This is a genomic window from Streptomyces sp. NPDC004134 (assembly GCF_042874195.1).
GTDB lineage: Bacteria > Actinomycetota > Actinomycetes > Streptomycetales > Streptomycetaceae > Streptomyces.
Window position 1 is genome coordinate 361,512 of the sequence record NZ_JBIAMS010000003.1, and the last position, 18,743, is coordinate 380,254.

The 18,743-nt window shown below is 74.3% G+C and carries 18 protein-coding genes and 1 riboswitch; of the genes, 14 read left to right on the forward strand and 4 right to left on the reverse strand.

The window, feature by feature from the left end; genetic code table 11:
* The first annotated feature begins 18 nt into the window (after positions 1-18).
* The 3 genes from ACFYVJ_RS06820 (at position 19) to ACFYVJ_RS06830 (ending at position 3,248) form a co-directional block, all read left to right on the forward strand.
* Positions 19-474 (forward strand): Lrp/AsnC family transcriptional regulator, encoded by a 456-nt coding sequence (locus tag ACFYVJ_RS06820; protein ID WP_388887239.1) that lies wholly within the window; start codon positions 19-21, stop codon positions 472-474.
* Between the two features lie 154 nt (positions 475-628).
* On the forward strand, positions 629-1,417 hold the full coding sequence (locus tag ACFYVJ_RS06825; protein WP_388887241.1) for a carbon-nitrogen hydrolase family protein: 789 nt from the start codon (positions 629-631) through the stop codon (positions 1,415-1,417).
* A 112-nt stretch (positions 1,418-1,529) separates the two neighbouring features.
* Positions 1,530-3,248, forward strand: coding sequence for a flavin monoamine oxidase family protein (locus ACFYVJ_RS06830; RefSeq protein WP_388887243.1), 1,719 nt, complete (start codon positions 1,530-1,532; stop codon positions 3,246-3,248).
* A gap of 108 nt (positions 3,249-3,356) precedes the next feature.
* On the opposite strand, the gene ACFYVJ_RS06835 is transcribed toward ACFYVJ_RS06830, so the two are convergent.
* The gene (locus tag ACFYVJ_RS06835) at positions 3,357-4,061 is read right to left on the reverse strand and encodes a DUF5995 family protein (RefSeq protein ID WP_388887244.1); all 705 of its coding nucleotides are present in this window, start codon (positions 4,059-4,061) and stop codon (positions 3,357-3,359) included.
* A gap of 192 nt (positions 4,062-4,253) precedes the next feature.
* Positions 4,254-4,384, forward strand: a riboswitch (FMN riboswitch).
* Positions 4,385-4,557: 173 nt separating this feature from the next.
* Between ACFYVJ_RS06835 and ribD the strand changes: the two genes are divergently transcribed.
* From ribD to ACFYVJ_RS06885, 10 genes are all read left to right on the forward strand, one after another.
* Positions 4,558-5,700 carry a bifunctional diaminohydroxyphosphoribosylaminopyrimidine deaminase/5-amino-6-(5-phosphoribosylamino)uracil reductase RibD gene (ribD, locus tag ACFYVJ_RS06840; protein ID WP_388887372.1) on the forward strand — a complete coding sequence of 381 codons (1,143 nt, stop codon included), beginning with the start codon at positions 4,558-4,560 and terminating at the stop codon, positions 5,698-5,700.
* A gap of 2 nt (positions 5,701-5,702) precedes the next feature.
* Positions 5,703-6,320: a riboflavin synthase gene (locus ACFYVJ_RS06845; RefSeq protein ID WP_388887246.1), complete on the forward strand. Its 618-nt coding sequence runs from the start codon at positions 5,703-5,705 to the stop codon at positions 6,318-6,320.
* Positions 6,317-6,982: a nicotinamide riboside transporter PnuC gene (locus ACFYVJ_RS06850; RefSeq protein WP_388887247.1), complete on the forward strand. Its 666-nt coding sequence runs from the start codon at positions 6,317-6,319 to the stop codon at positions 6,980-6,982. The genes ACFYVJ_RS06845 and ACFYVJ_RS06850 overlap by 4 nt, the downstream gene beginning before the upstream one ends.
* The gene (gene ribB / locus ACFYVJ_RS06855; RefSeq protein ID WP_388887248.1) at positions 6,979-8,391 is read left to right on the forward strand and encodes a 3,4-dihydroxy-2-butanone-4-phosphate synthase; all 1,413 of its coding nucleotides are present in this window, start codon (positions 6,979-6,981) and stop codon (positions 8,389-8,391) included. Before ACFYVJ_RS06850 ends, ribB begins: the two co-directional genes overlap by 4 nt.
* Before the next feature lie 65 nt (positions 8,392-8,456).
* Positions 8,457-8,942, forward strand: coding sequence for a 6,7-dimethyl-8-ribityllumazine synthase (ribH, locus tag ACFYVJ_RS06860; RefSeq protein WP_388887250.1), 486 nt, complete (start codon positions 8,457-8,459; stop codon positions 8,940-8,942).
* Positions 8,943-8,976: 34 nt separating this feature from the next.
* Complete coding sequence (locus ACFYVJ_RS06865; protein ID WP_101420011.1) at positions 8,977-9,249, forward strand: phosphoribosyl-ATP diphosphatase; 273 nt, start codon at positions 8,977-8,979, stop codon at positions 9,247-9,249.
* A 51-nt stretch (positions 9,250-9,300) separates the two neighbouring features.
* Positions 9,301-10,149 carry an ATP phosphoribosyltransferase gene (hisG, locus tag ACFYVJ_RS06870; protein WP_388887252.1) on the forward strand — a complete coding sequence of 283 codons (849 nt, stop codon included), beginning with the start codon at positions 9,301-9,303 and terminating at the stop codon, positions 10,147-10,149.
* Positions 10,146-10,580, forward strand: a complete 435-nt coding sequence (locus ACFYVJ_RS06875; RefSeq protein ID WP_388887254.1) for a PH domain-containing protein — start codon at positions 10,146-10,148, stop codon at positions 10,578-10,580. The genes hisG and ACFYVJ_RS06875 overlap by 4 nt, the downstream gene beginning before the upstream one ends.
* 169 nt (positions 10,581-10,749) lie before the next feature.
* On the forward strand, positions 10,750-12,120 hold the full coding sequence (locus ACFYVJ_RS06880) for a hemolysin family protein (protein ID WP_388887256.1): 1,371 nt from the start codon (positions 10,750-10,752) through the stop codon (positions 12,118-12,120).
* Positions 12,117-13,232 carry a CNNM domain-containing protein gene (locus ACFYVJ_RS06885; protein WP_388887258.1) on the forward strand — a complete coding sequence of 372 codons (1,116 nt, stop codon included), beginning with the start codon at positions 12,117-12,119 and terminating at the stop codon, positions 13,230-13,232. Before ACFYVJ_RS06880 ends, ACFYVJ_RS06885 begins: the two co-directional genes overlap by 4 nt.
* Before the next feature lie 89 nt (positions 13,233-13,321).
* On the opposite strand, the gene ACFYVJ_RS06890 is transcribed toward ACFYVJ_RS06885, so the two are convergent.
* Together ACFYVJ_RS06890 and ACFYVJ_RS06895 are read right to left on the reverse strand one after the other, a co-directional pair.
* Entirely contained in the window at positions 13,322-15,187 is a 1,866-nt protein-coding gene (locus tag ACFYVJ_RS06890; RefSeq protein WP_388887260.1) for an AAA family ATPase, read from the reverse strand.
* A gap of 425 nt (positions 15,188-15,612) precedes the next feature.
* Positions 15,613-16,221, reverse strand: a complete 609-nt coding sequence (locus ACFYVJ_RS06895) for a uridine kinase (RefSeq protein ID WP_388887262.1) — start codon at positions 16,219-16,221, stop codon at positions 15,613-15,615.
* 176 nt (positions 16,222-16,397) lie between these two features.
* Here ACFYVJ_RS06895 and ACFYVJ_RS06900 point away from each other — a divergent pair, with 176 nt between their 5' ends.
* Positions 16,398-17,771, forward strand: coding sequence for a peptidase C39 family protein (locus ACFYVJ_RS06900; RefSeq protein WP_388887264.1), 1,374 nt, complete (start codon positions 16,398-16,400; stop codon positions 17,769-17,771).
* A 120-nt stretch (positions 17,772-17,891) separates the two neighbouring features.
* Here the strand turns inward: ACFYVJ_RS06900 and ACFYVJ_RS06905 are convergent, their stop codons facing one another.
* The gene (locus ACFYVJ_RS06905) at positions 17,892-18,683 is read right to left on the reverse strand and encodes a carbonic anhydrase (protein ID WP_388887265.1); all 792 of its coding nucleotides are present in this window, start codon (positions 18,681-18,683) and stop codon (positions 17,892-17,894) included.
* Positions 18,684-18,743 lie beyond the last annotated feature (60 nt).

The window sequence follows — 18,743 nt, forward strand, 5'->3', positions numbered from 1 at the left end:
CCGTGGTGTACTGCGGACATGCGACTCGACGAGCTGGACGAGCGGATCGTGCGCGCCCTCGCCGAGGACGCCCGCCGCACCTACGCCGACATCGGCGCCGAGGTCGGCCTGTCCGCGCCCGCGGTCAAGCGGCGCGTGGACAGGCTGCGCGCCGCCGGCGCCATCACCGGCTTCACCGTACGGGTCGACCCCGCCGCGCTCGGCTGGGCCACCGAGGGCTACGTCGAGCTGTACTGCCGCTCCAACACCGGCCCCGGCGACATCCGCCGCGCGCTCTCGCGCTACGCCGAGGTGGCCGCCGCCTCCACGGTCACCGGCGACGCCGACGCCATCGTGCAGATCTTCGCCACCGACATGCGCCACTTCGAGGACGTGCTGGAACGGATCGCGGGCGAGCCCTTCGTCGAGCGCACCAGATCGGTCCTCGTCCTCTCCCCGCTCGTCCGCCGCTACGCCCCCGACCCGCCGAGCTGAGCCGCACCGACCCGGCACGCAACGGATCACCGCCTGAGCCCGCACAGGCGCAACGAATCGCCTGGTCGGACGCAATCGACCGGCCTTGTTCCGGGCCTCGCGCAGGACGTACCGTCGGGGGAAACGGACCCACCACCCGCCTGCGAGGTTGCCCATGGCGCCGCTGCGCACCGCCCTGCTCCAGGGGCCGGCCGGGGTGCCCCCGAGCAGACGGGACGCCCTCGCCGCCCTGGAGGCCGCCGCCCGGACCGCCGCCGCCGGGGGCGCACGGCTGCTCGTCGCCTCCGAGCTGTTCCTCAGCGGGTACGCGACCGACCCCGCGGGCCGCGCCGAGCCGGCCGACGGCCCCGGTGCCCGCGCCGTCGCCGGGATCGCCGCCGACCACGGCCTGTCCATCGCCTACGGCTATCCGGAGCGGGACGGCTCCGACGTGTACAACGCCGTCCAGCTCGTCTCCCCGTACGGCTATGCGCTGGCCAACTACCGCAAGACGCACCTCTTCGGCGACTTCGAGCGCAAGTTCTTCACCCCCGGCGACACCCCCGTGGTCCAGGCCGACGTCGACGGCATCCGCGTCGGCATCCTGATCTGCTACGACGTGGAGTTCCCCGAGCCGGTGCGGGCGCACGCCCTGGCCGGCAGCGAGCTGCTGCTCGTGCCCACCGCGCTGATGCGCCCGTACGAGATCGTGCCCCGCACCCTCGTCCCGGCCCGCGCCTACGAGAGCCAGCTCTACGTCGCGTACGTCAACCGCGTCGGCGCCGAGGGCGAGCACCACTTCGCCGGGCTGAGCTGCCTGGCCGCACCCGACGGCACGGTGCGCGCCCGCGCCGGGCACGACGGTGAGGACCTGCTGCTCGCCGACGTCGACCCGGCCCGGATCGCCGCCGCCCGCCGCGACAACACCTATCTCGCGGACCTGAGGCCCGAGTTGTACGCCTGACGCCCCGCGCCGAAGCCCGCACCCGCAGCCCGCGGAACCGGCACCCGTACCCACGCACGCCCCGGCGGCGGCCCCGCGCCGCCCTGCCCGCACGCCCGAGGAGCCCCGCCCGATGACGTCCACCGTGCCCACCGCCGTCCACCCCGCGGGGGAGGAGACCGCCCGGCGGCCGATCACGATGTTCGGTCCCGACTTCCCCTTCGCGTACGACGACTACCTCGCCCACCCCGCCGGGCTCGGCCAGATACCGGCGACCGAGCACGGCACCGAGGTCGCCGTGATCGGCGGCGGGCTCTCCGGCCTCGTCGCCGCGTACGAGCTGATGAAGATGGGCCTGAAGCCGGTGGTCTACGAGGCGGACCGGATCGGCGGCCGGCTGCGTACCGAGACGTTCCCCGGCTGCGACCCCGCGCTCACCGCCGAGATGGGCGCGATGCGCTTCCCGCCGTCGTCCACGGCGCTGCGGCACTACATCGACCTCGCGGGCCTTGCGACCCGCCCGTTCCCCAACCCGCTGGCCCCCGGCACCCCTTCGACCGTCGTCGACCTCAAAGGCGAGTCCCACTACGCCCGCACCATCGAGGACCTGCCGCAGGTCTACCGCGACGTCGCCGCCGCCTGGGCGGACTGCCTGGAAGAGGGCGCGGACTTCAGCGCCATGAACCGCGCCATCCGCGAGCGCGACGTGCCGCGGATCCGCGAGCTGTGGGCGGCGCTGGTCGAACGGCTCGACAACCAGACGTTCTACGGCTTCCTCTGCGACTCCGCCGCCTTCCGCTCCTTCCGGCACCGGGAGATCTTCGGCCAGGTCGGCTTCGGCACCGGCGGCTGGGACACCGACTTCCCCAACTCGATCCTGGAGATCCTGCGCGTCGTCTACACCGAGGCCGACGACGACCACCACGGCATCGTCGGCGGCAGCCGGCAGTTGCCGCTGCGGCTCTGGGACCGCGCACCCGGCAAGCTCGTGCACTGGCCGCAGGGCACCTCGCTGGCCACCCTGCACGCGGGCGGGGCGCCCCGCCCGGCGGTCACCCGCCTCGCCCGCGCCGCCGGCGAGCGGATCACCGTCACCGACTCCGCCGGCGACGTACGCACCTACCGGGCCGCGGTCTTCACCGCCCAGTCCTGGATGCTGCTCTCGAAGATCGACTGCGCCGACGAGCTGCTGCCCATCGACCACTGGACCGCCGTCGAACGCACCCACTACATGGCCTCGTCCAAGCTCTTCGTGCCCGTGGACCGGCCGTTCTGGCTGGATCCGGCCGTCGACGACCAGGGGCGGCCGACCGGGCGCGACGTGATGTCCATGACGCTCACCGACCGCATGACCCGCGGCACCTACCTGCTGGACGAGGGACCGGACGGCCCGGCGGCGATCTGCCTGTCGTACACCTGGTGCGACGACAGCCTGAAGTGGCTGCCGCTGCCGGCCGAGGAGCGGATGGAGGTCATGCTGAAGTCGCTCGGCGAGATCTACCCGGGCGTCGACATCAGGAAGCACGTCATCGGCCCGCCCGTGACGGTCTCCTGGGAGGACGAGCCGTACTTCATGGGCGCGTTCAAGGCCAATCTGCCCGGCCACTACCGCTACCAGCGGCGGCTGTTCACCCACTTCATGCAGGAGGCGCTGCCCGAGGGCAAGCGCGGGCTGTTCCTGGCCGGCGACGACATCTCCTGGACGGCGGGCTGGGCCGAGGGCGCGGTGCAGACCGCGCTGAACGCGGTGTGGGGCGTGATGCGGCACTTCGGCGGCGCCACCGATCCGGCCAACCCCGGGCCGGGCGACGTCTTCGACGCCATCGCCCCGGTGGAGCTGCCGGAGGACTGACGACGACGGCGGCCGGGCGCCCGGTCCGTACGGCAGGAGCGAGCCGCCGCGCCACGGACCGGCCGCCCGGCTCGGTCGCGGAGAAGTCGCCCGGCGAAGTCGCCCGGCTCAGTCGTCCCGCCGGCCGCCGAGCGGCACCAGCAGGCAGCGCGAGACCAGCCCCACCGACTGATCCAGCCGCTCGCCGAACTCCTCGACCACCTCCGGCAGTCCGCGCAGCCGCCACAGCACCCGGGCCGCCGCCCACGCCGCGTCCCGCGCGCGCTCCAGGCTCCAGGCACCCGCGAGGTGGGTGAGCGGATCCGCCACGTCCAGCAGATCGGGGCCCGGCATGAGCCGCTCGCGGATGCGCTCCTCCAGCCGTACGAGCAGCTCGCCCACCCGCTCGTAGTCGCCTTCCACGTCCTCGGGTTCGCGCTCCAGCGCGCGGCAGGTGGCGACGACGGCGAGCGGGAGGTCGTAGCCGATATGGGCGTTGATGCCGGCGAGCGCGAACTGCAGGGTGTGCACGCCGCGATGGCGGCGCGCCTCGAACAGCGGCCGCCAGCACGCCGGCGCGCGGCGGCCCGCCGCGTCGTCGTCCACCGCGGCCAGGAACCGGCCGGCGAAGTCCGCCGCGAGTCCGGCGGCCGCGGTCCTGTCGGCGAAGCCGCCGGCCGCCAGGTGCTGCCGCACCTCGTCGGTCACCGCGACATAGACCGAGGTGAAGACCGCCACCCCGTCGCGCCCGGGCAACTCGCACGCCAGCGCGCGCATCCGTTCTGCGGCGGTGTCGAGGGCGCCGGAGGCCGCCGTGTCCTGCACAGACGTCATGGCGGTCACCCTGGCAGCCGGGGGACCGCGCGGCCATCACCCGCCCGGGCGGGGCCCGGAGCACCCCTCGTACGAGTGGTGCCCGCCGTCCCGCCCGGACCCCGCAAGGCCGCGCGCAGGTGATCCAGCCCACAGGATCCGGCGGATTGACCGCCGCCGGGGCGTGGCAGACTGGAGGCGTACCAGTGACGTACGCGCACTCCGGGGTCGGTGAAAATCCGAACCGGCGGTTACAGTCCGCGACCCGGCCGCTGCCAGCGGCCGGTTGACCAGGTGAAATTCCTGGACCGACGGTGAAAGTCCGGATGGGAGGCAGTGCGCGGCGGGATGCCACAGGTGCGCCGCCGGCGGCGGCCCGCCCCTTTCCGGGCGGTCCACCCGTTTCCCGGCCGGCGCTCCGGTGATCGCATTCCGTGACTGTCGTGAAGACAGGCCCCGGAGTCCGTGCCCGACGAGGCAGGAGGACCCGGTGGCCACCCCAGCCGAAGCGCAGGCCATGCGCCGCGCCATCGCGCTCGCCTCCGGGGCGCTCGGCGACACCAGCCCCAATCCCGTCGTCGGCTGCGTGATCCTCGATGCCGCGGGACACCCCGCGGGGGAGGGCCACCACGCCCGCGCCGGCGGCCCGCACGCCGAGGTCGCCGCGCTGGCCGACGCGGGGGAGCGGGCCCGCGGCGGCACCGCCGTCGTCACCCTCGAACCCTGCAGCCACACCGGCCGCACCGGCCCCTGCGTCCGCGCGCTCGCCGAAGCCGGCGTCGTCCGCGTCGTCTACGCCGTCGCCGACCCCACCCCCGCGGCCGGCGGCGGAGCCGCCGCGCTCGCCGCCGCCGGTATCGAGGTCGAGGGCGGCCTGCTCGCCGACGAGGCCGCCGCCGGGAACGAGCCGTGGCTGACCTCCGTGCTCCGCGGCCGCCCCTACGTGCTGTGGAAGTACGCCGCCACCCTCGACGGCCGCAGCGCCGCCGCCGACGGCACCAGCCGCTGGATCACCTCGCCTGCCGCCCGCGCCGATGTCCACCGGCTGCGCGCCGAGGCCGACGCCGTCGTCGTCGGCTCCGGCACCCTGCGCGCCGACGACCCGCAGCTCGCCGTCCGCGGGCCCCGCGCCGAGGCCGGTGTCACCCAGCCGCTGCGCGTCGTCGCCGACACCGAGGGCACCGCGCTCACCCCCGGAGCCAGGATCCTCGACGGCGCCGCCCCGACCCTCGTCGCCGTGGCCGCCGACGCCGCGGACTCCGCCGCCGGCCGCCTCACCGCCGTCCTCGACGCCGCCGCGGCCAGCGCCGGCCGCCGCGCCGACGTGGTGCGGCTGCCGCGCGCCGCCGGCGGCCGCGGGCTCGACGTCGCCGCGCTGCTCGCGGCGCTGTACGGGCGGGACGTGCGCTCCGTACTGCTGGAGGGCGGCCCCACCCTCGCCGGGGCGTTCCTCGCCGCCGGCGTCGTCGACCGGGTCGTCTGCTACCTCGCTCCCGTCCTGCTGGGCGCCGGGCCCGCCGCGCTCGCCGACGCCGGAATCGGAACGATCGGCGAGGCGTTGCGCCTCGATGTGACCGCCGTCGACCACCTCGGCCCCGACCTCCGGCTGACCGCCGTGCCGGGTCCCGCGCCCGAGCCGCCCGCCATCAAGGAGAGCTGACGTTGTTCACCGGAATCGTTGAAGAGCTCGGCGAGGTCGTCGCCGTCGAGGAACTGCCCGACGCCGCCCGCTTCCGGCTCCGCGGCCCCGTCGTCACCGAGGGCGCCCGGCACGGCGACTCCATCGCCGTCAACGGCGTGTGCCTGACCGTCGTCGGCCACGAGGGCGCGGAGTTCACCGCCGACGTGATGGCCGAGACGCTGGACCGCTCCAGCCTCGGCGGCCTCGGCCCCGGCGACCGCGTCAACCTGGAGCGCCCCACGGCCGTCGGCGGGCGCCTAGGCGGTCACCTGGTGCAGGGCCACGTGGACGGCACCGGCGAGATCACGGCGCGCAAGACCTCGGACAACTGGGAGATCGTCACCGTCTCGCTGCCGGCCGGTCTCGCCCGCTATGTCGTGGAGAAGGGCTCCATCACCGTCGACGGCGTCAGCCTCACCGTCGTGGAGGCGGGCCCCGACTTCTTCACGATCAGCCTCATCCCCACGACGCTCGCGCTGACCACCCTCGGCTTCAAGCAGCCGGGGGACCGGGTCAACCTGGAGGTCGACATCGTCGCCAAGTACGTCGAGCGGCTCGTCGCCCCGCACGCGGCCCGCGCGGGCGGAGCGCGGGAATGAGCGCCCTGGACTCCCTCAACGGCGTGGCCTTCTCGGTGTTCGGCGAGGACATCAAGTGGGCCGACATGACCGGCAACGTGCTGGGCCTGGGGGCCCTCGCGCTCGGCTGGCGCCGCTCCGTGGCGGTCTGGCCCGCCCAGTTGCTCTCCGGCGCGGTGCTCGTCGTCGCGTACGCCTCCGCCGGCCTCACCGGCGGCGTCGGCAAGCAACTGCTCGTCGTCGGCGTCTCGCTGTGGGGCTGGGCGCAGTGGACGCGCGGCCGGCGCGAGAGCGGGGCGATACAGGTGCGCTTCGCCACCTGGGCCGAACGCGCCTGGCTCGTCGGCGCCACCGCGGCCGGCACCACCGCCGTCGCCCTGCTCTTCCTCGCCTTCCCGTCGCTGTCCTGGAACCCCTGGCCGGACGCCTACCTGTTCACCGGCTCCGTCGCCGCCATGATCGCCATGGCCCGCGGCTGGATCGAGTTCTGGTTCGCCTGGCTCGCCGTCGACGCGGTCGGCGTCCCCCTCGCGTACTCCGGCGACCTGAAGTTCTCCGCCCTCGTGTACGTCGTCTACGGCGTCGTCGTCCTCCTCGGCCTGCGCGCCTGGTGGACCGCGAGCCGCCGCACCGCCCCGCCCGCCGCCGGGCGGCCGGAGGCACTGGAAGGAGCCGCCGCATGACCGCTCTTACGGCCTGGCAGCCCGCCGGGGACGTGGAAGATCTCCGCCTCGACCCGGTCGAGCGCGCGATAGAGGAGATCGCCGCCGGCCGGCCCGTGGTCGTCGTGGACGACGAGGACCGCGAGAACGAGGGCGACCTCGTCGTCGCCGCCGAGCTGATCACGCCCGCCACCGTGGCGTTCATGATGCGCGAGTGCAGCGGCATGATCTGCATGCCGATGACGGGCGGGGAGCTGGACCGGCTCGGCATCCCGCAGATGGTCGAGCGGAACACCGAGTCCCTGCGCACCGCCTTCACCGTCACCGTGGACGCCTCCGCCGCCCACGGCGTCACCACCGGCATCTCCGCCTCGGACCGGGCGGCCACGATCCGGCTGCTCGCCGACCCCGCCGCCGTCGCCGCGGACTTCGTCCGCCCCGGGCACATCTTCCCGCTGCGCGCCCGCGAGGGCGGCGTGCTCGCCCGCAACGGGCACACCGAGGCGAGCGTGGACCTGGCGCGGCTCGCCGGGCTGCGGCCGGCCGCCGCGATCGTGGAGATCGCCGGCGAGGACGGCGAGATGCTGCGGCTGCCGCAGCTCGTGCCGTTCGCCCGCAGGCACGGCTTCGCGATCATCTCGATCGCCGACCTCGTCGAGTTCCGCAGGACCGCCGTGCCCGCCCCGGCGGACCCGGAGACCCCGGCGGGCCCCGCCTCCGCCGGGTCTCCTGCCGCGCCCGCGCCCGCGGACGGCCCCGCCGTGCGCCGCGAGGCCGAGACCCGGCTGCCCACCGCGTACGGCGACTTCACCGCGTACGGCTACCGCTCGGCGGCCGACGGCGTCGAGCACATCGCCCTGGTCATGGGCGACGTCGGCGGGGACAGCCGCGACGAACTCGACGAACTCGACGAACTCGACGAACTCGACGAAGGGGTGCTCGTACGCCTCCACTCCGAGTGCCTGACCGGCGACGTCTTCGGCTCCCAGCGCTGCGACTGCGGCCCCCAGCTCCACGCCTCGCTGCGCCGCGTCGCCGCCGAGGGCCGCGGCGTCGTGATCTACCTGCGCGGCCACGAGGGCCGCGGCATCGGCCTGCTGTCCAAGCTGCGCGCGTACGAGCTCCAGGAGCGCGGCCGCGACACCCTCGACGCCAACCTGGAGCTGGGTCTGCCCGCCGACGCCCGCGACTACGCCGCCGGCGCCCGGATGCTCGCCGACCTCGGCGTCACCTCCGTGCGTCTCATGACCAACAACCCGGAGAAGGTCGACGCCCTGCTCCGCCACGGCCTGACCGTCACCGGCCGGGAGCCCACCCCCGTCGAGGCCGGCGAGCACAACCTGCGCTACCTGCGCACCAAGCGCGACCGCATGGGCCACCACCTGCCGTGGCTGGACGGCGCGCCCGTCGCGGTGTGCAGCAACCAGTGACCCCGTAGCGGCACCGTTTCCCGAACACCCCGCACATCCGTACAGCACAGCGAACGAGGAGAGCCGTGAGCGGCAAGGGCGCACCAGAACTGACCGTGAAGAACTGCGAGGACCTGCGGGTCGCCGTCGTCGCCGCGCTCTGGCACGAGCAGGTGATGGACGGGCTCGTCGACGGCGCCCTGCGCGCCCTCGGCGAGCTGGGCATCGCCGAGCCCACCCTGCTGCGCGTGCCCGGCAGCTTCGAGCTGCCCGTGGCCGCCAAGGCGATGGCCGGCCGCGGCTACGACGCCGTCGTCGCCCTCGGCGTCGTCATCCGCGGCGGCACCCCGCACTTCGACTACGTGTGCCAGGGCGTCACCCAGGGCCTGACCGGCGTCGGCGTGGAAACCGGCGTGCCCGTCGGCTTCGGCGTGCTCACCTGCGACACCGAGGAGCAGGCGCTCGCCCGCGCCGGGCTCGCGGACTCCGTGGAGGACAAGGGCCACGAGGCGGCCACCGCCGCCGTGGCCACCGCCACGGCGCTGCGCGGCGTCGCCGAACCCTGGCGCTGAGCGGCCCCGCGGACCCCGTAGACTTGGGCCCACCATGGCCAGCAAGACATTCGAGGAGCTCTTCGCGGAGCTCCGCCAGAAGGCCGCCACCGGCGACCCCGCCACCTCCCGCACCGCCCAGCTCGTCGAGCAGGGCGTGCACGCCATCGGCAAGAAGGTGGTCGAGGAGGCGGCGGAGGTCTGGATGGCCGCCGAGCACGAGGGCGAGGAGCGCACCGCGGAGGAGATCTCCCAACTCCTCTACCACCTTCAGGTGATGATGGTCGCCCGGGGCATCTCCCTGGACGACGTCTACGCCCACCTCTGACGCCCGTACGCACCCGTCAGCCGACCCGGCAGAACAGGAAGAGTCACGACCATGCTGCGCATCGCCGTCCCCAACAAGGGTTCCCTCGCCGAGCCTGCGTCGGCGATGCTCCATGAGGCCGGCTACCGGCAGCGTACGGACCGCCACGAACTGGTGCTCACCGACGCCGGCAACGACGTCGAGTTCTTCTTCCTGCGCCCCCGCGACATCGCCGTCTACGTCGGCTCCGGCCGCCTGGACATCGGCATCACCGGCCGCGACCTGCTGCTCGACTCCGGCGCGAGCGCCGAGGAGATCATGCAGCTCGGCTTCGGCGCCTCCACCTTCCGCTACGCCACCCGCCCCGGCACCGCCGCGGGCGTCGCCGACTTCGGCGGCAAGACGGTGGCCACGTCCTTCTCCGGGCTGGTCGCCAAGCACCTGGCGGACAACGGCGTGGACGCCGACGTCGTCCACCTCGACGGCGCCGTGGAGACGGCGATCAAGCTCGGCGTCGCCGAGATCATCGCCGACGTCGTGGAGACCGGCACCACGCTGCGGCAGGCCGGCCTGGAGATCATCGGCGAGCCCATCCTCACCTCCGAGGCGATCGTCATCCGCGGCACCGGCTCGCCCCGCGAGGAGCCGAAGGTACGGCAGTTCCTGCGCCGGATGCAGGGCGTCCTCGTCGCCCGCAGGTACGTGATGATGGACTACGACATCCGCGCCGAGCACCTGGAGAAGGCGGTGGCCCTCACCCCCGGCCTGGAGTCGCCCACCGTCTCGCCGCTGCACCACGAGGGCTGGGTCGCCGTCCGCTCGATGGTGCCCACCGCGGACGCCCAGCGGATCATGGACGAGCTGTACGACCTGGGGGCGCGGGCCATCCTCACCACCACGATCCACGCCTGCCGCCTGTGAGCGCCGCCGACCTGCCGGTCACCTTCCGGCCCCACCGCACCCGGGTCGTCCTCGTCGGCGCCGGCCTGGTCATCTTCGCCACGCTCACCGCGATCGGCCTGACGCTGAGCCTGAACGTGGGGGAGCGGATCAGCTTCATCGTCGTCGGGCTGCTCTTCCTCGGCGGCCTGCTGCTGCTCGGCCGCCCCCACGTGGTCGCGGACGACGACGGCGTCACCGTCACCAACCTCACCCACCGCCGGCACCTGGCCTGGGCCGAGATCCTCCGCGTCAACCTGGGGCCCGGCGACCCCTGGGTCTCCCTGGACCTCGCCGACGGCACGAGCCTGCCGGTGATGGGCATCCAGCCGGGCATCGCCAGGGAGCAGGCCGAGCGGGACGCGCGGGCGCTCGCCGGGATGGCCGCGGAGCGCGGCACGGCCGGCGCCTGACCCTGCCCTGCGCCCCCGAGTCGTGTTTACTCTGGTGCCCAGGGCCCCCGAGGGGCCCTCCCGGAGCCTCGCGCACCGGGTCACCCGGCGACCCGAGGAGTGAGCCCCCCAGGGCGATGGACGGATCCTCCTGCAGTACCGGCGCCGCCTCCCGCGCGGAGGCGGCGCGATGATCACCTCACTGGCCCTGCTGGGCCTCGCGTTCCTGCTGATCCTGGCCAACGGCTTCTTCGTGGCGGCCGAGTTCGGCCTCGTCGCGGTGGAGCGCCCGCAGGCGGAGCGGGCCGCCGCGGCCGGCGACCGGCGGGCCGCCCGCGTCGTGGCCGCGCTCCGGCAGTTGTCGTTCCAGCTCTCCGGCACCCAGCTCGGCATCACCCTCACCTCGCTGGTGGTCGGCATGCTCGCCGAGCCCGCGCTCGGCCGGCTGCTGCGCGGGCCGCTGATCGCCGCCGGGCTGCCCGCGGGCGCGGTGCCGGGCACCGCGCTGGCCGCCGGGGTGCTGCTCGCCTCGGCGGCGCAGATGGTCCTCGGCGAGCTGGTGCCGAAGAACTGGGCGGTGTCCCGGCCGCTGGCCGTCGCCCGCTTCGTCGCCGGGCCGCAGACCGCGTTCTCGCGCTTCTTCCGCCCGCTCATCGCGCTGCTCAACACCGCCGCCAACCGGCTGGTGCGGCTGCTGGGCGTCGAGCCTGCCGAGGAGCTGGCGTCGGCCCGTACGCCCACCGAGCTGGGGTCGCTGGCGCGCAGTTCCGCGCAGGCCGGGATGATCGAGCCGGACGCCGCCGACCTGTTCGTCCGCACCCTCTCGCTCGGCGAGCTGACCGCGCAGCACGTGATGACCCCGCGGGTACGGGTGGTCGCGCTGCAGTCCTCCGCCACCGCCGCGGACGTCCTCAACCTCACCCGTGCCACCGGACTGTCCCGCTTCCCCGTCTACGCCGGCCGGCTGGACGAGGTCACCGGCATGGTCCACCTGAAGGACGCCCTCGCCGTCCCCGCCGCCCGCCGGGCGCGCACTCCCGTCGCACGGATCGCGGTGCCGCCGCTGCTGGTGCCGGGGACACTGCCGGCGCAGCCGCTGCTGGAGAAGCTGCGCGGCGGGCAGCCGATAGCCGTGGTCGTCGACGAGTACGGCGGCACCGCGGGCGTCGTGACGCTGGAGGACATCGTCGAGGAGCTGGTCGGCGAGGTCCGCGACGAGCACGACCGGGAGGTCGACGGCGTCCCCGACCTGCGGGCCACCCCCGCCGCCGACGGCCGCCCGGCGTGGGACGCCGACGGCGGCTGCCGCCTCGACGCGCTGCGCCGCATCGGGCTGACGGCGCCGGAGGGCCCGTACGAGACGGTGGCGGGGCTCGTCGCCGCGCTGCTCGGCCGGATTCCGGCGGCCGGTGACACGGCGGCGCTGCCGGGCTGGCGGCTCGTCGTACGGCACGTCGACCACCACCGGGCGGGGCTGGTACGGCTGGTGCGTACCGCAGGCGACGCGGCCACGGTGCCCGCCGCGGCGGGCCGGGGCGGGGCCGGGAGGAGAGCCGCGTGAGCGCGCTCCAACTGGCCTTCGCCGCGCTGCTGGTGCTGGCCAACGGGTTCTTCGTCGGCGCCGAGTTCGCCCTCGTCTCCGTACGCCGCAGCCAGATCGAGCCGTACGCCGCCGCCGGCTCCGCCCGCGCCCGCCGGGTGCTCCACGGCCTCGAGCACCTGCCGCAGATGATGGCCGCCGCGCAGTTCGGCATCACGGTCTGCTCGCTGACCCTCGGCGCGCTCGCCGAACCCGCCATCGCCTCGCTGCTGGAGCCGGCCTTCCACGCCGCCCACGTGCCGCACGGCCTCATCCACCCGCTCGGCTACGCCGTCTCGCTGGCGGTCGTCGTCTGCCTCCACCTCGTCGTCGGCGAGATGGTGCCCAAGAACCTCGCGCTGGCGGCGCCCGCCGCGGCGGCGCTGTGGCTCGCACCCGCGCTGGTCGCGTTCGCCCGGCCGTGCCGACCCGTCACTGCGCTGCTCGGCGCCCTGGCCCGGCACCTGCTGCGGCTGGTGCGGGTGGAGCCGCGCTCGGCGCTCACCAGCGTCTACACCACCGAGCAACTGACCGACCTGGTCGCCGACTCCCGCGACGCCGGGCTGCTCGGCGACGGCGAGCAGCGGCGGCTCAACGACGCGCTGGGCCTCGGCTCGCGGCCGGTGACCGACGTGCTGCTCGACCCCGGCTCGATGGTCGCCGTCACCGCCTCCGCCACCCCGCGCCAGGTCGAGGAGCTGACGGTGCGCACCGGCTACTCGCGCTTCCCGGTGCGCGACGCCGGCGGCACCGGCGCGACAGGACCCACGTACCTCGGCTATCTGCACGTGAAGGACGTCCTCGACCTGGACGAGCGCGAACGGGCCGTGCCCGCACACCTGTTCCGGCCGATGACCGTGCTGCGCCCGGAGCTGCCGCTGGACGACGCGCTGGCCGCGATGCGGCGCGGCGCCTCCCATCTGGCGGCGGTGGCCGATCCGGCGGCGCCGGGGCGGGTGCTGGGGCTGGTGACGCTGGAGGACGTGCTGGAGCTGCTGGTCGGCGAGGTACGGGACCCCGCCCACCGGCTGACGGTGCGGCAGCGCACGGCGGGCGGGACTGCCGCGGAGTCCGTGCCCACCTCGGTCGGCTGACCGGAGGCGGGCCGGGCTTCGGCCGTCGCCTGACCCGATCCTGCCCGATCCGGCCCGCCCCGGGCAGCGCGGCCGGGTCCGGGGGCCGGTCAGCCGGCGTCCGGGTCGGCCTTCGGCTCGCGGCCGGACAGTATCTCTCCGTACGCCTGCATCAGGTCCGGCAGCCGCAGCGTCGCCAGGTCCTCGCGGCCCGGCGGCCCCGGGTAGGCCGACAGCCGCAGGTCGCGGTAGGCGCAGCTCTTCTCGTACAGCGTGCGCAGGAAGCGGCCGTTGCCCAGCTCGTCGATCCAGCCCTGGTCGACGACGTGCGCGCAGATGCTGCGCAGCTCCTCGACCGACTCCTCGTCCCACTTGTCGCCGTTCTGCGCGGCCAGCACCTCGCCGATCGCGGTCAGCTCCAGCGGGCGGTAGCTGGGGAAGTCGACGCGCGTCGTGAAGCGGGACGTGAGGCCCGGGTTGCTGGAGAGCAGGCGGTCCATGCCCTTGGGGTAGCCGGCGAGGATGACCACGAGCCGGTCGCGGTTGTCCTCGGCGCGCTTGAGCAGCACCTGGAGGGCCTCGTCGCCGTACGCGTCGCCGCGGGAGTAGCCGACGCCCGCGAGGCTGTACGCCTCGTCGATGAAGAGCACGCCGCCGAGCGCCGAGTCGATCAGGTCGTTGGCCTTCACCGCGGTCTGGCCCAGGAACTCGCCGACGAGATCGGCCCGTCCGGCCTCCACCAGCCGGTCGCTGGCGAGCAGCCCGAGGGCGTAGAAGACCCGGCCCAGGATGCGCGCCACGGTGGTCTTGCCCGTACCGGAGGGGCCGGAGAAGACGAAGTGCCGCTTCGGCGGCTGCACCGGCAGGCCCTCGCCGGCCCGCAGCCGCGCCATGTTGAGCTGCGCCGACAGCGCCCGCACCTGCCGCTTGACGGGGTCGAGGCCCACCATCCGGTCGAGGTCGGCCAGCGCCTCGGCGAGCATCCCGGGGTCGGCGGCGGCCGGCTGGTGCGCGGAGCCCGCGTGCAGCGAGGCGCGCTCGCGCAGCACGCCCGAGCTCCCGGCGGGCGGCGGCGGGCGCAGCACCTCGTCGGCGGGCACCAGCTCCCGCCCGTCGGGTGCCGGGGGAGCGGGGTCGCCCGGCGCGGTCTCCTGCTCGGCGCCGCCGAGGGACACCGACGCCAGGCCCGGCACCGGGTCCAGGCCGTCGAAGTCGTCGAGCCCGTCGATGGCGGCGATCCGGGCCGCGGTGTCCATGAAGGAGGGGTCGATCCGGTGCACCGCGCGGTACAGCGGCAGCGCGGCGGCGCTGCGTCCTGAGCCCTCCTGCGCGCGGGCCAGCCAGTAGCGCAGCTCCTTGCGCTGCGGCTGCTCGCTGCGGCAGCGCATCAGCGCGGCGGCGAGCATCGGCACGGCCTGCCCGTACATCTCCAGCCGGACCCGCGCCATGCCGGCGAACAGCCCTGCCTCGATGCCCAGCAGCGGGTCGTCCGTCAGCGGCACGGTCAGCCGGACGAGCTGCTCCCAGTCCTTGACCAGGTACGCGCGGCAGGCGTGCAGGAAGCGCACCTGCGGGTCGGCCTCGGCCGGGGGACAGGCGGCGAGTGCCTGCTCCAGCTCGGCGACGTGCCGGCCGTCCAGCCAGTGCGAGGCGTGCGCGAGCAGCAGGTCGCGGCCGGAGTCGAGCACCGGCTGCACCCACCAGCCCAGCCAGTACCAGGAGTTGAGGGGGCGGCGGTGCCGGGCGCGCTGCTCGCCGAACCGGTCGCGGTGCCGGTACATCTCCAGCAGCGCCGTGGCGGTGTCCGCCCGCAGCGCGTGCAGTCCCAGCCAGGCGTCGGCCATCTGCGGGTCCAGCCGCACGGCGGACCTGAACTCCTCCTCGGCCCGGGTGTACGCGCCCATGGTGTAGGCGTCGACGCCGCGCAGCCAGGCGAGCTCCGCGGGGGCCTCGGGCCCGCGCGCGCCGTTGTCCATCACGTAGCCACCAACCGTTCCCCCGTGGATCTCCTCGGGTCGCTGGTCGGCCGTCTCTCGCGAACTCCCTTGCAGAACAGGGAAGTTGCAGCAAAGACGGCCTGCTCGCATGGTACCCGCGGCGGCGATGCGGGCCGACGGCTCGTATCGGACGCGCGCGCGGGAGACCCGGCCGCCCGCCGCGGTGACCGTGGGTGAGGGGCGGCCGGTACGTAAGTCATCCCATTGTTCCCTCTTGAGGACAGAACGAAGCCCCCGATCACGGGGGAACAATCGGGGGCTTCGCGCGTGAGGCGGTGCCGGTGGGGCCCGCTCACTGAGAACGTAAGTCCTGTACTGCCCCTGGGTCAAGCGGAGTTGGGGCCTGGAGGGGCCGATTCCGGCCGGGCCGGGGACCGGCTACGCAGGGTGTGCGCCCCGCGGGGTCAGCGGGCGGTCGCAGGGCCCGGGACCAGCCGGTACGCGTCCCCCCGGCGCACCACCAGAAGACCGGCGTACGGCCGGGACGGGTCGGCCGAGAAGTGTGCACGCTCCGCCCGCTCCCAGTCGTCCCAGAACCCGGCGAGCCCCGGCCCGTCGCGCTCCCGCCCGCGGGCCCACGCCGCCGCGGCCGGCACCTCCATCCACAGCAGCCGGGCGAGGTGCGGGCGCAGCTCCCGGCGGCCCGCGCCGACGCCCTCGACGAGCACCACCGGCGCCGGCGGCAGGGTGCGGCGAGCGGTGAAGGAACGGGCGTCCCAGTCGTAAGCGTCGTAGACCGCCGGGCGCCCCGCGGCCAGCGGGTCGAGCACCTGGCGGCGCAGCCGTTCGGTCCAGCCGAAGAACTCGCGGTGTGTCGCGATGTCGTCCAGCCGGAGTACGGGCGCCCCGCCCAGCGCCGCGGCGAGCCGGCCGGCGAACGTCGTCTTGCCCGACCCGGCGTGCCCGTCGACGGCCACCAGCCGCACAGGTCCGCAGGACGGGTCGAGGCCCCGCAACTCGCGGGCCAGGGCGGCCGGCGCGCCGCCGGGCGCCGGGGGGTCGGGTGCGCTCATCGCCGCAAGGCTACGGCGGCCGCCCGGCGGGCCCGTTCTCCGCCCCAGGTCACACCAGTGGTATGAACCAATGTTCACCCATCTCATAGCACGGATTGACTTCCTAACCGCAGAGCGAGGGTGAATAGTTGTGGCCTGCCCCCCAGCACGCGCCGCAATCGTCTGGAGAGTCCGCCATGCCCCGTAGTGCGTCACGGCGCGCCGTGCTGGCTGCCGCCCTGGCAGCCGCAGCGGCCGGTGCCGCCCCGGTCGCGTCCGCCTCCGCGCTCAGCGCCCCCGCCGCCCCGGGCGGCACGGCCGGCCGGCCGCCGCTCGGCAGCTCCCTCGTCGACTACCACGGCTGGGCCTCCGCGCCGGCCTGGCGCCGCGGCAGCGCCCGCGGCACGAAGGTCGTCCCCGGCAGCCGCCCCGGCATCGTGATCGGCCGCCCCGCGGGCCGTACGGAGTACGCCGACCCGCACACCGGGACCACCGCCTCCTGGGAGTACGCCACCTGGACCTCCCCGGTCCACCGGCTCGCCCCGGCCGCCACCGAGGTCGTCGCGTCCTGGAACGCCGCCACCCCGGCCGGCACCTGGCTGATGGTCGAGCTGCGCGGCACGTACAACGACGGCGGCCGCACGCCCTGGTACGTGATGGGCCGGTGGGCCGCGGGTGACGGGGACATCCGCCGCACCACGGTCGACGACCAGTCGGACGGCAAGAGCAGCATCTGGACCGACACCTTCTCGGTCGATGACGCGGCGAGCGGACTGCGGCTCGTCGACTACCAGGTGCGGGTGACGCTCTACCGCAAGCCCGGCAGCGACGCCACGCCGCAGGTGTGGCGGGTCGGCGCGATGGGCTCCGACGTGCCGGACCGCTTCGAGGTGCCCGCGAGCACGCCGCGGCTGTCGCGCGAGCTGATCGTCCCGCGCTACTCGCAGAACATCCACGCCGGCCGCTACCCGGAGTACGACAACGGCGGCGAGGCGTGGTGCAGCCCCACCTCCGCACAGATGATCATCGAGTACTGGGGCCGCAAGCCCACCGCCGGGGACCTGGAGTGGGTCAACCCCGACTTCGACGACCCGCAGGTCTGCCACGCCGCCCGCTTCACGTACGACTACCAGTACGAGGGCTGCGGCAACTGGCCCTTCAACACCGCCTACGCGAGCACGTACCGCGACATGCACGGCGTCGTCACCCGGCTCGGCTCGCTCGCCGACGCCGAACTCCTCGTGGCCGCCGGCATCCCGCTGATAACGTCCCAGTCGTTCATCGAGGCGGAGCTGGACGGGGCGGGCTACGGCACGTCCGGCCACCTGATGACCGTCGTCGGCTTCACCAAGGACGGCGACGTCGTCGCCAACGACCCGGCCTCGCCGAACAACCCGGCGGTCCGGCACGTCTACAAGCGCCGCCAGTGGGAGAACATCTGGCTGCGCACGAAGCGCTACGACGCCGCCGGCAAGGTCCGCTCCGGCACCGGCGGCATCTGCTACGTGCTCTGGGGCGGCGAGATCACCGGTGCCCAGAAGGCCGCACTGGCCGCCGTCGGCATCCGCTGAACCACCCGCGCGGGGCCCCTCCGCAGCACTGCGGAGGGGCCCCGCCGGGGGCGGTCCTTGTGCGCAGGGAGAACCCAGGAAGATCCACACCGGCCGGTCGGCCGCGGCACCCGGCGCGGGTCAGAGCTTGGTGACGCCCCAGGTGTCGAGTTCGTAGCGCGCTCCGATCACCCTGAGGTGACCCTGCCTCACCTTCTCGGCCACCGGCCCTTCGAGCAGGATCTCGTCCCGGATGCGGCGCACGTTCGCGTTGATGGCGCGGTTCTCCCGGTCCGGGGAGTTCTTGTCGGGGTCGATGGAGGGCCTGATCTTCTCCGCCAGCCACAGCAGTCGCGGCGAGGTGTCCGGGGGCAGGGGGTCGCCGTCCACGACGTGCATGGCGAGCTTCACGGCACCGCAACTCTGGTGGCCCAGCACGACGATGAGCGGGACGTCCTTCTCCTGGACGCCGTACAGGGTGCTGCCGTAGACGGCCCCGTCGAGCACCTGCCCCGCCGTACGGGCCACGAAGAGGTCGCCCAGCCCCTGGTCGAAGACCAGCTCCGGCGGGACGCGGGAGTCGATGCAGCTCACGATCATCGCCCACGGCGTCTGGTTCGTGACCAGCAGCCTGCGGTCGGTTTCGTACTGGCGGGGGTTGGCCTGCCCCTGGATCTTCCAGGCCGCGTTGCCCTCCCACAGCTTCGCCTCCGCCTGCGCCGGAGTCAGCGGCGGCCACGGCCAGTTGCGTGTGCCCGGCGGGTGCGGCGTGCGTGGTGTCGCGGTCGCGGACCCCGTGCCCAGCCCGATCCCGGTCCCGATGGCGGCTCCGCCGGCGAGGGCAGCGCGGAGTAAGGAGCGGCGTCCCGTGCCTATAGCACTGTTATCCGTGTGTTGGGCATCTATTTGCCTCTTGTTTCCCTTGTTGTTCATAAGGGTTGACGGTAAATCTCCGTCTGATGCTGCATAAGTGACCAAACTAGTCAGGAAATT

Excerpts from the sequence above, each read along its gene's own strand:
- ACFYVJ_RS06820 (WP_388887239.1), top strand. The coding sequence starts at position 19 with ATGCGACTCGACGAGCTGGACGAGCGGATCGTGCGCGCCCTCGCCGAG.
- ACFYVJ_RS06850 (WP_388887247.1), top strand. The coding sequence starts at position 6,317 with ATGAGCGCCCTGGACTCCCTCAACGGCGTGGCCTTCTCGGTGTTCGGC.
- ACFYVJ_RS06905 (WP_388887265.1), bottom strand. The coding sequence starts at position 18,683 with ATGAACAACAAGGGAAACAAGAGGCAAATAGATGCCCAACACACGGAT.
- hisG (WP_388887252.1), top strand. The coding sequence starts at position 9,301 with ATGCTGCGCATCGCCGTCCCCAACAAGGGTTCCCTCGCCGAGCCTGCG.
- ACFYVJ_RS06835 (WP_388887244.1), bottom strand. The coding sequence starts at position 4,061 with ATGACGTCTGTGCAGGACACGGCGGCCTCCGGCGCCCTCGACACCGCC.
- ACFYVJ_RS06890 (WP_388887260.1), bottom strand. The coding sequence starts at position 15,187 with ATGGACAACGGCGCGCGCGGGCCCGAGGCCCCCGCGGAGCTCGCCTGG.
- ACFYVJ_RS06825 (WP_388887241.1), top strand. The coding sequence starts at position 629 with ATGGCGCCGCTGCGCACCGCCCTGCTCCAGGGGCCGGCCGGGGTGCCC.
- ACFYVJ_RS06900 (WP_388887264.1), top strand. The coding sequence starts at position 16,398 with ATGCCCCGTAGTGCGTCACGGCGCGCCGTGCTGGCTGCCGCCCTGGCA.
- ACFYVJ_RS06865 (WP_101420011.1), top strand. The coding sequence starts at position 8,977 with ATGGCCAGCAAGACATTCGAGGAGCTCTTCGCGGAGCTCCGCCAGAAG.
- ACFYVJ_RS06830 (WP_388887243.1), top strand. The coding sequence starts at position 1,530 with ATGACGTCCACCGTGCCCACCGCCGTCCACCCCGCGGGGGAGGAGACC.
- ribB (WP_388887248.1), top strand. The coding sequence starts at position 6,979 with ATGACCGCTCTTACGGCCTGGCAGCCCGCCGGGGACGTGGAAGATCTC.
- ACFYVJ_RS06895 (WP_388887262.1), bottom strand. The coding sequence starts at position 16,221 with ATGAGCGCACCCGACCCCCCGGCGCCCGGCGGCGCGCCGGCCGCCCTG.
- ribD (WP_388887372.1), top strand. The coding sequence starts at position 4,558 with ATGCGCCGCGCCATCGCGCTCGCCTCCGGGGCGCTCGGCGACACCAGC.
- ACFYVJ_RS06880 (WP_388887256.1), top strand. The coding sequence starts at position 10,750 with ATGATCACCTCACTGGCCCTGCTGGGCCTCGCGTTCCTGCTGATCCTG.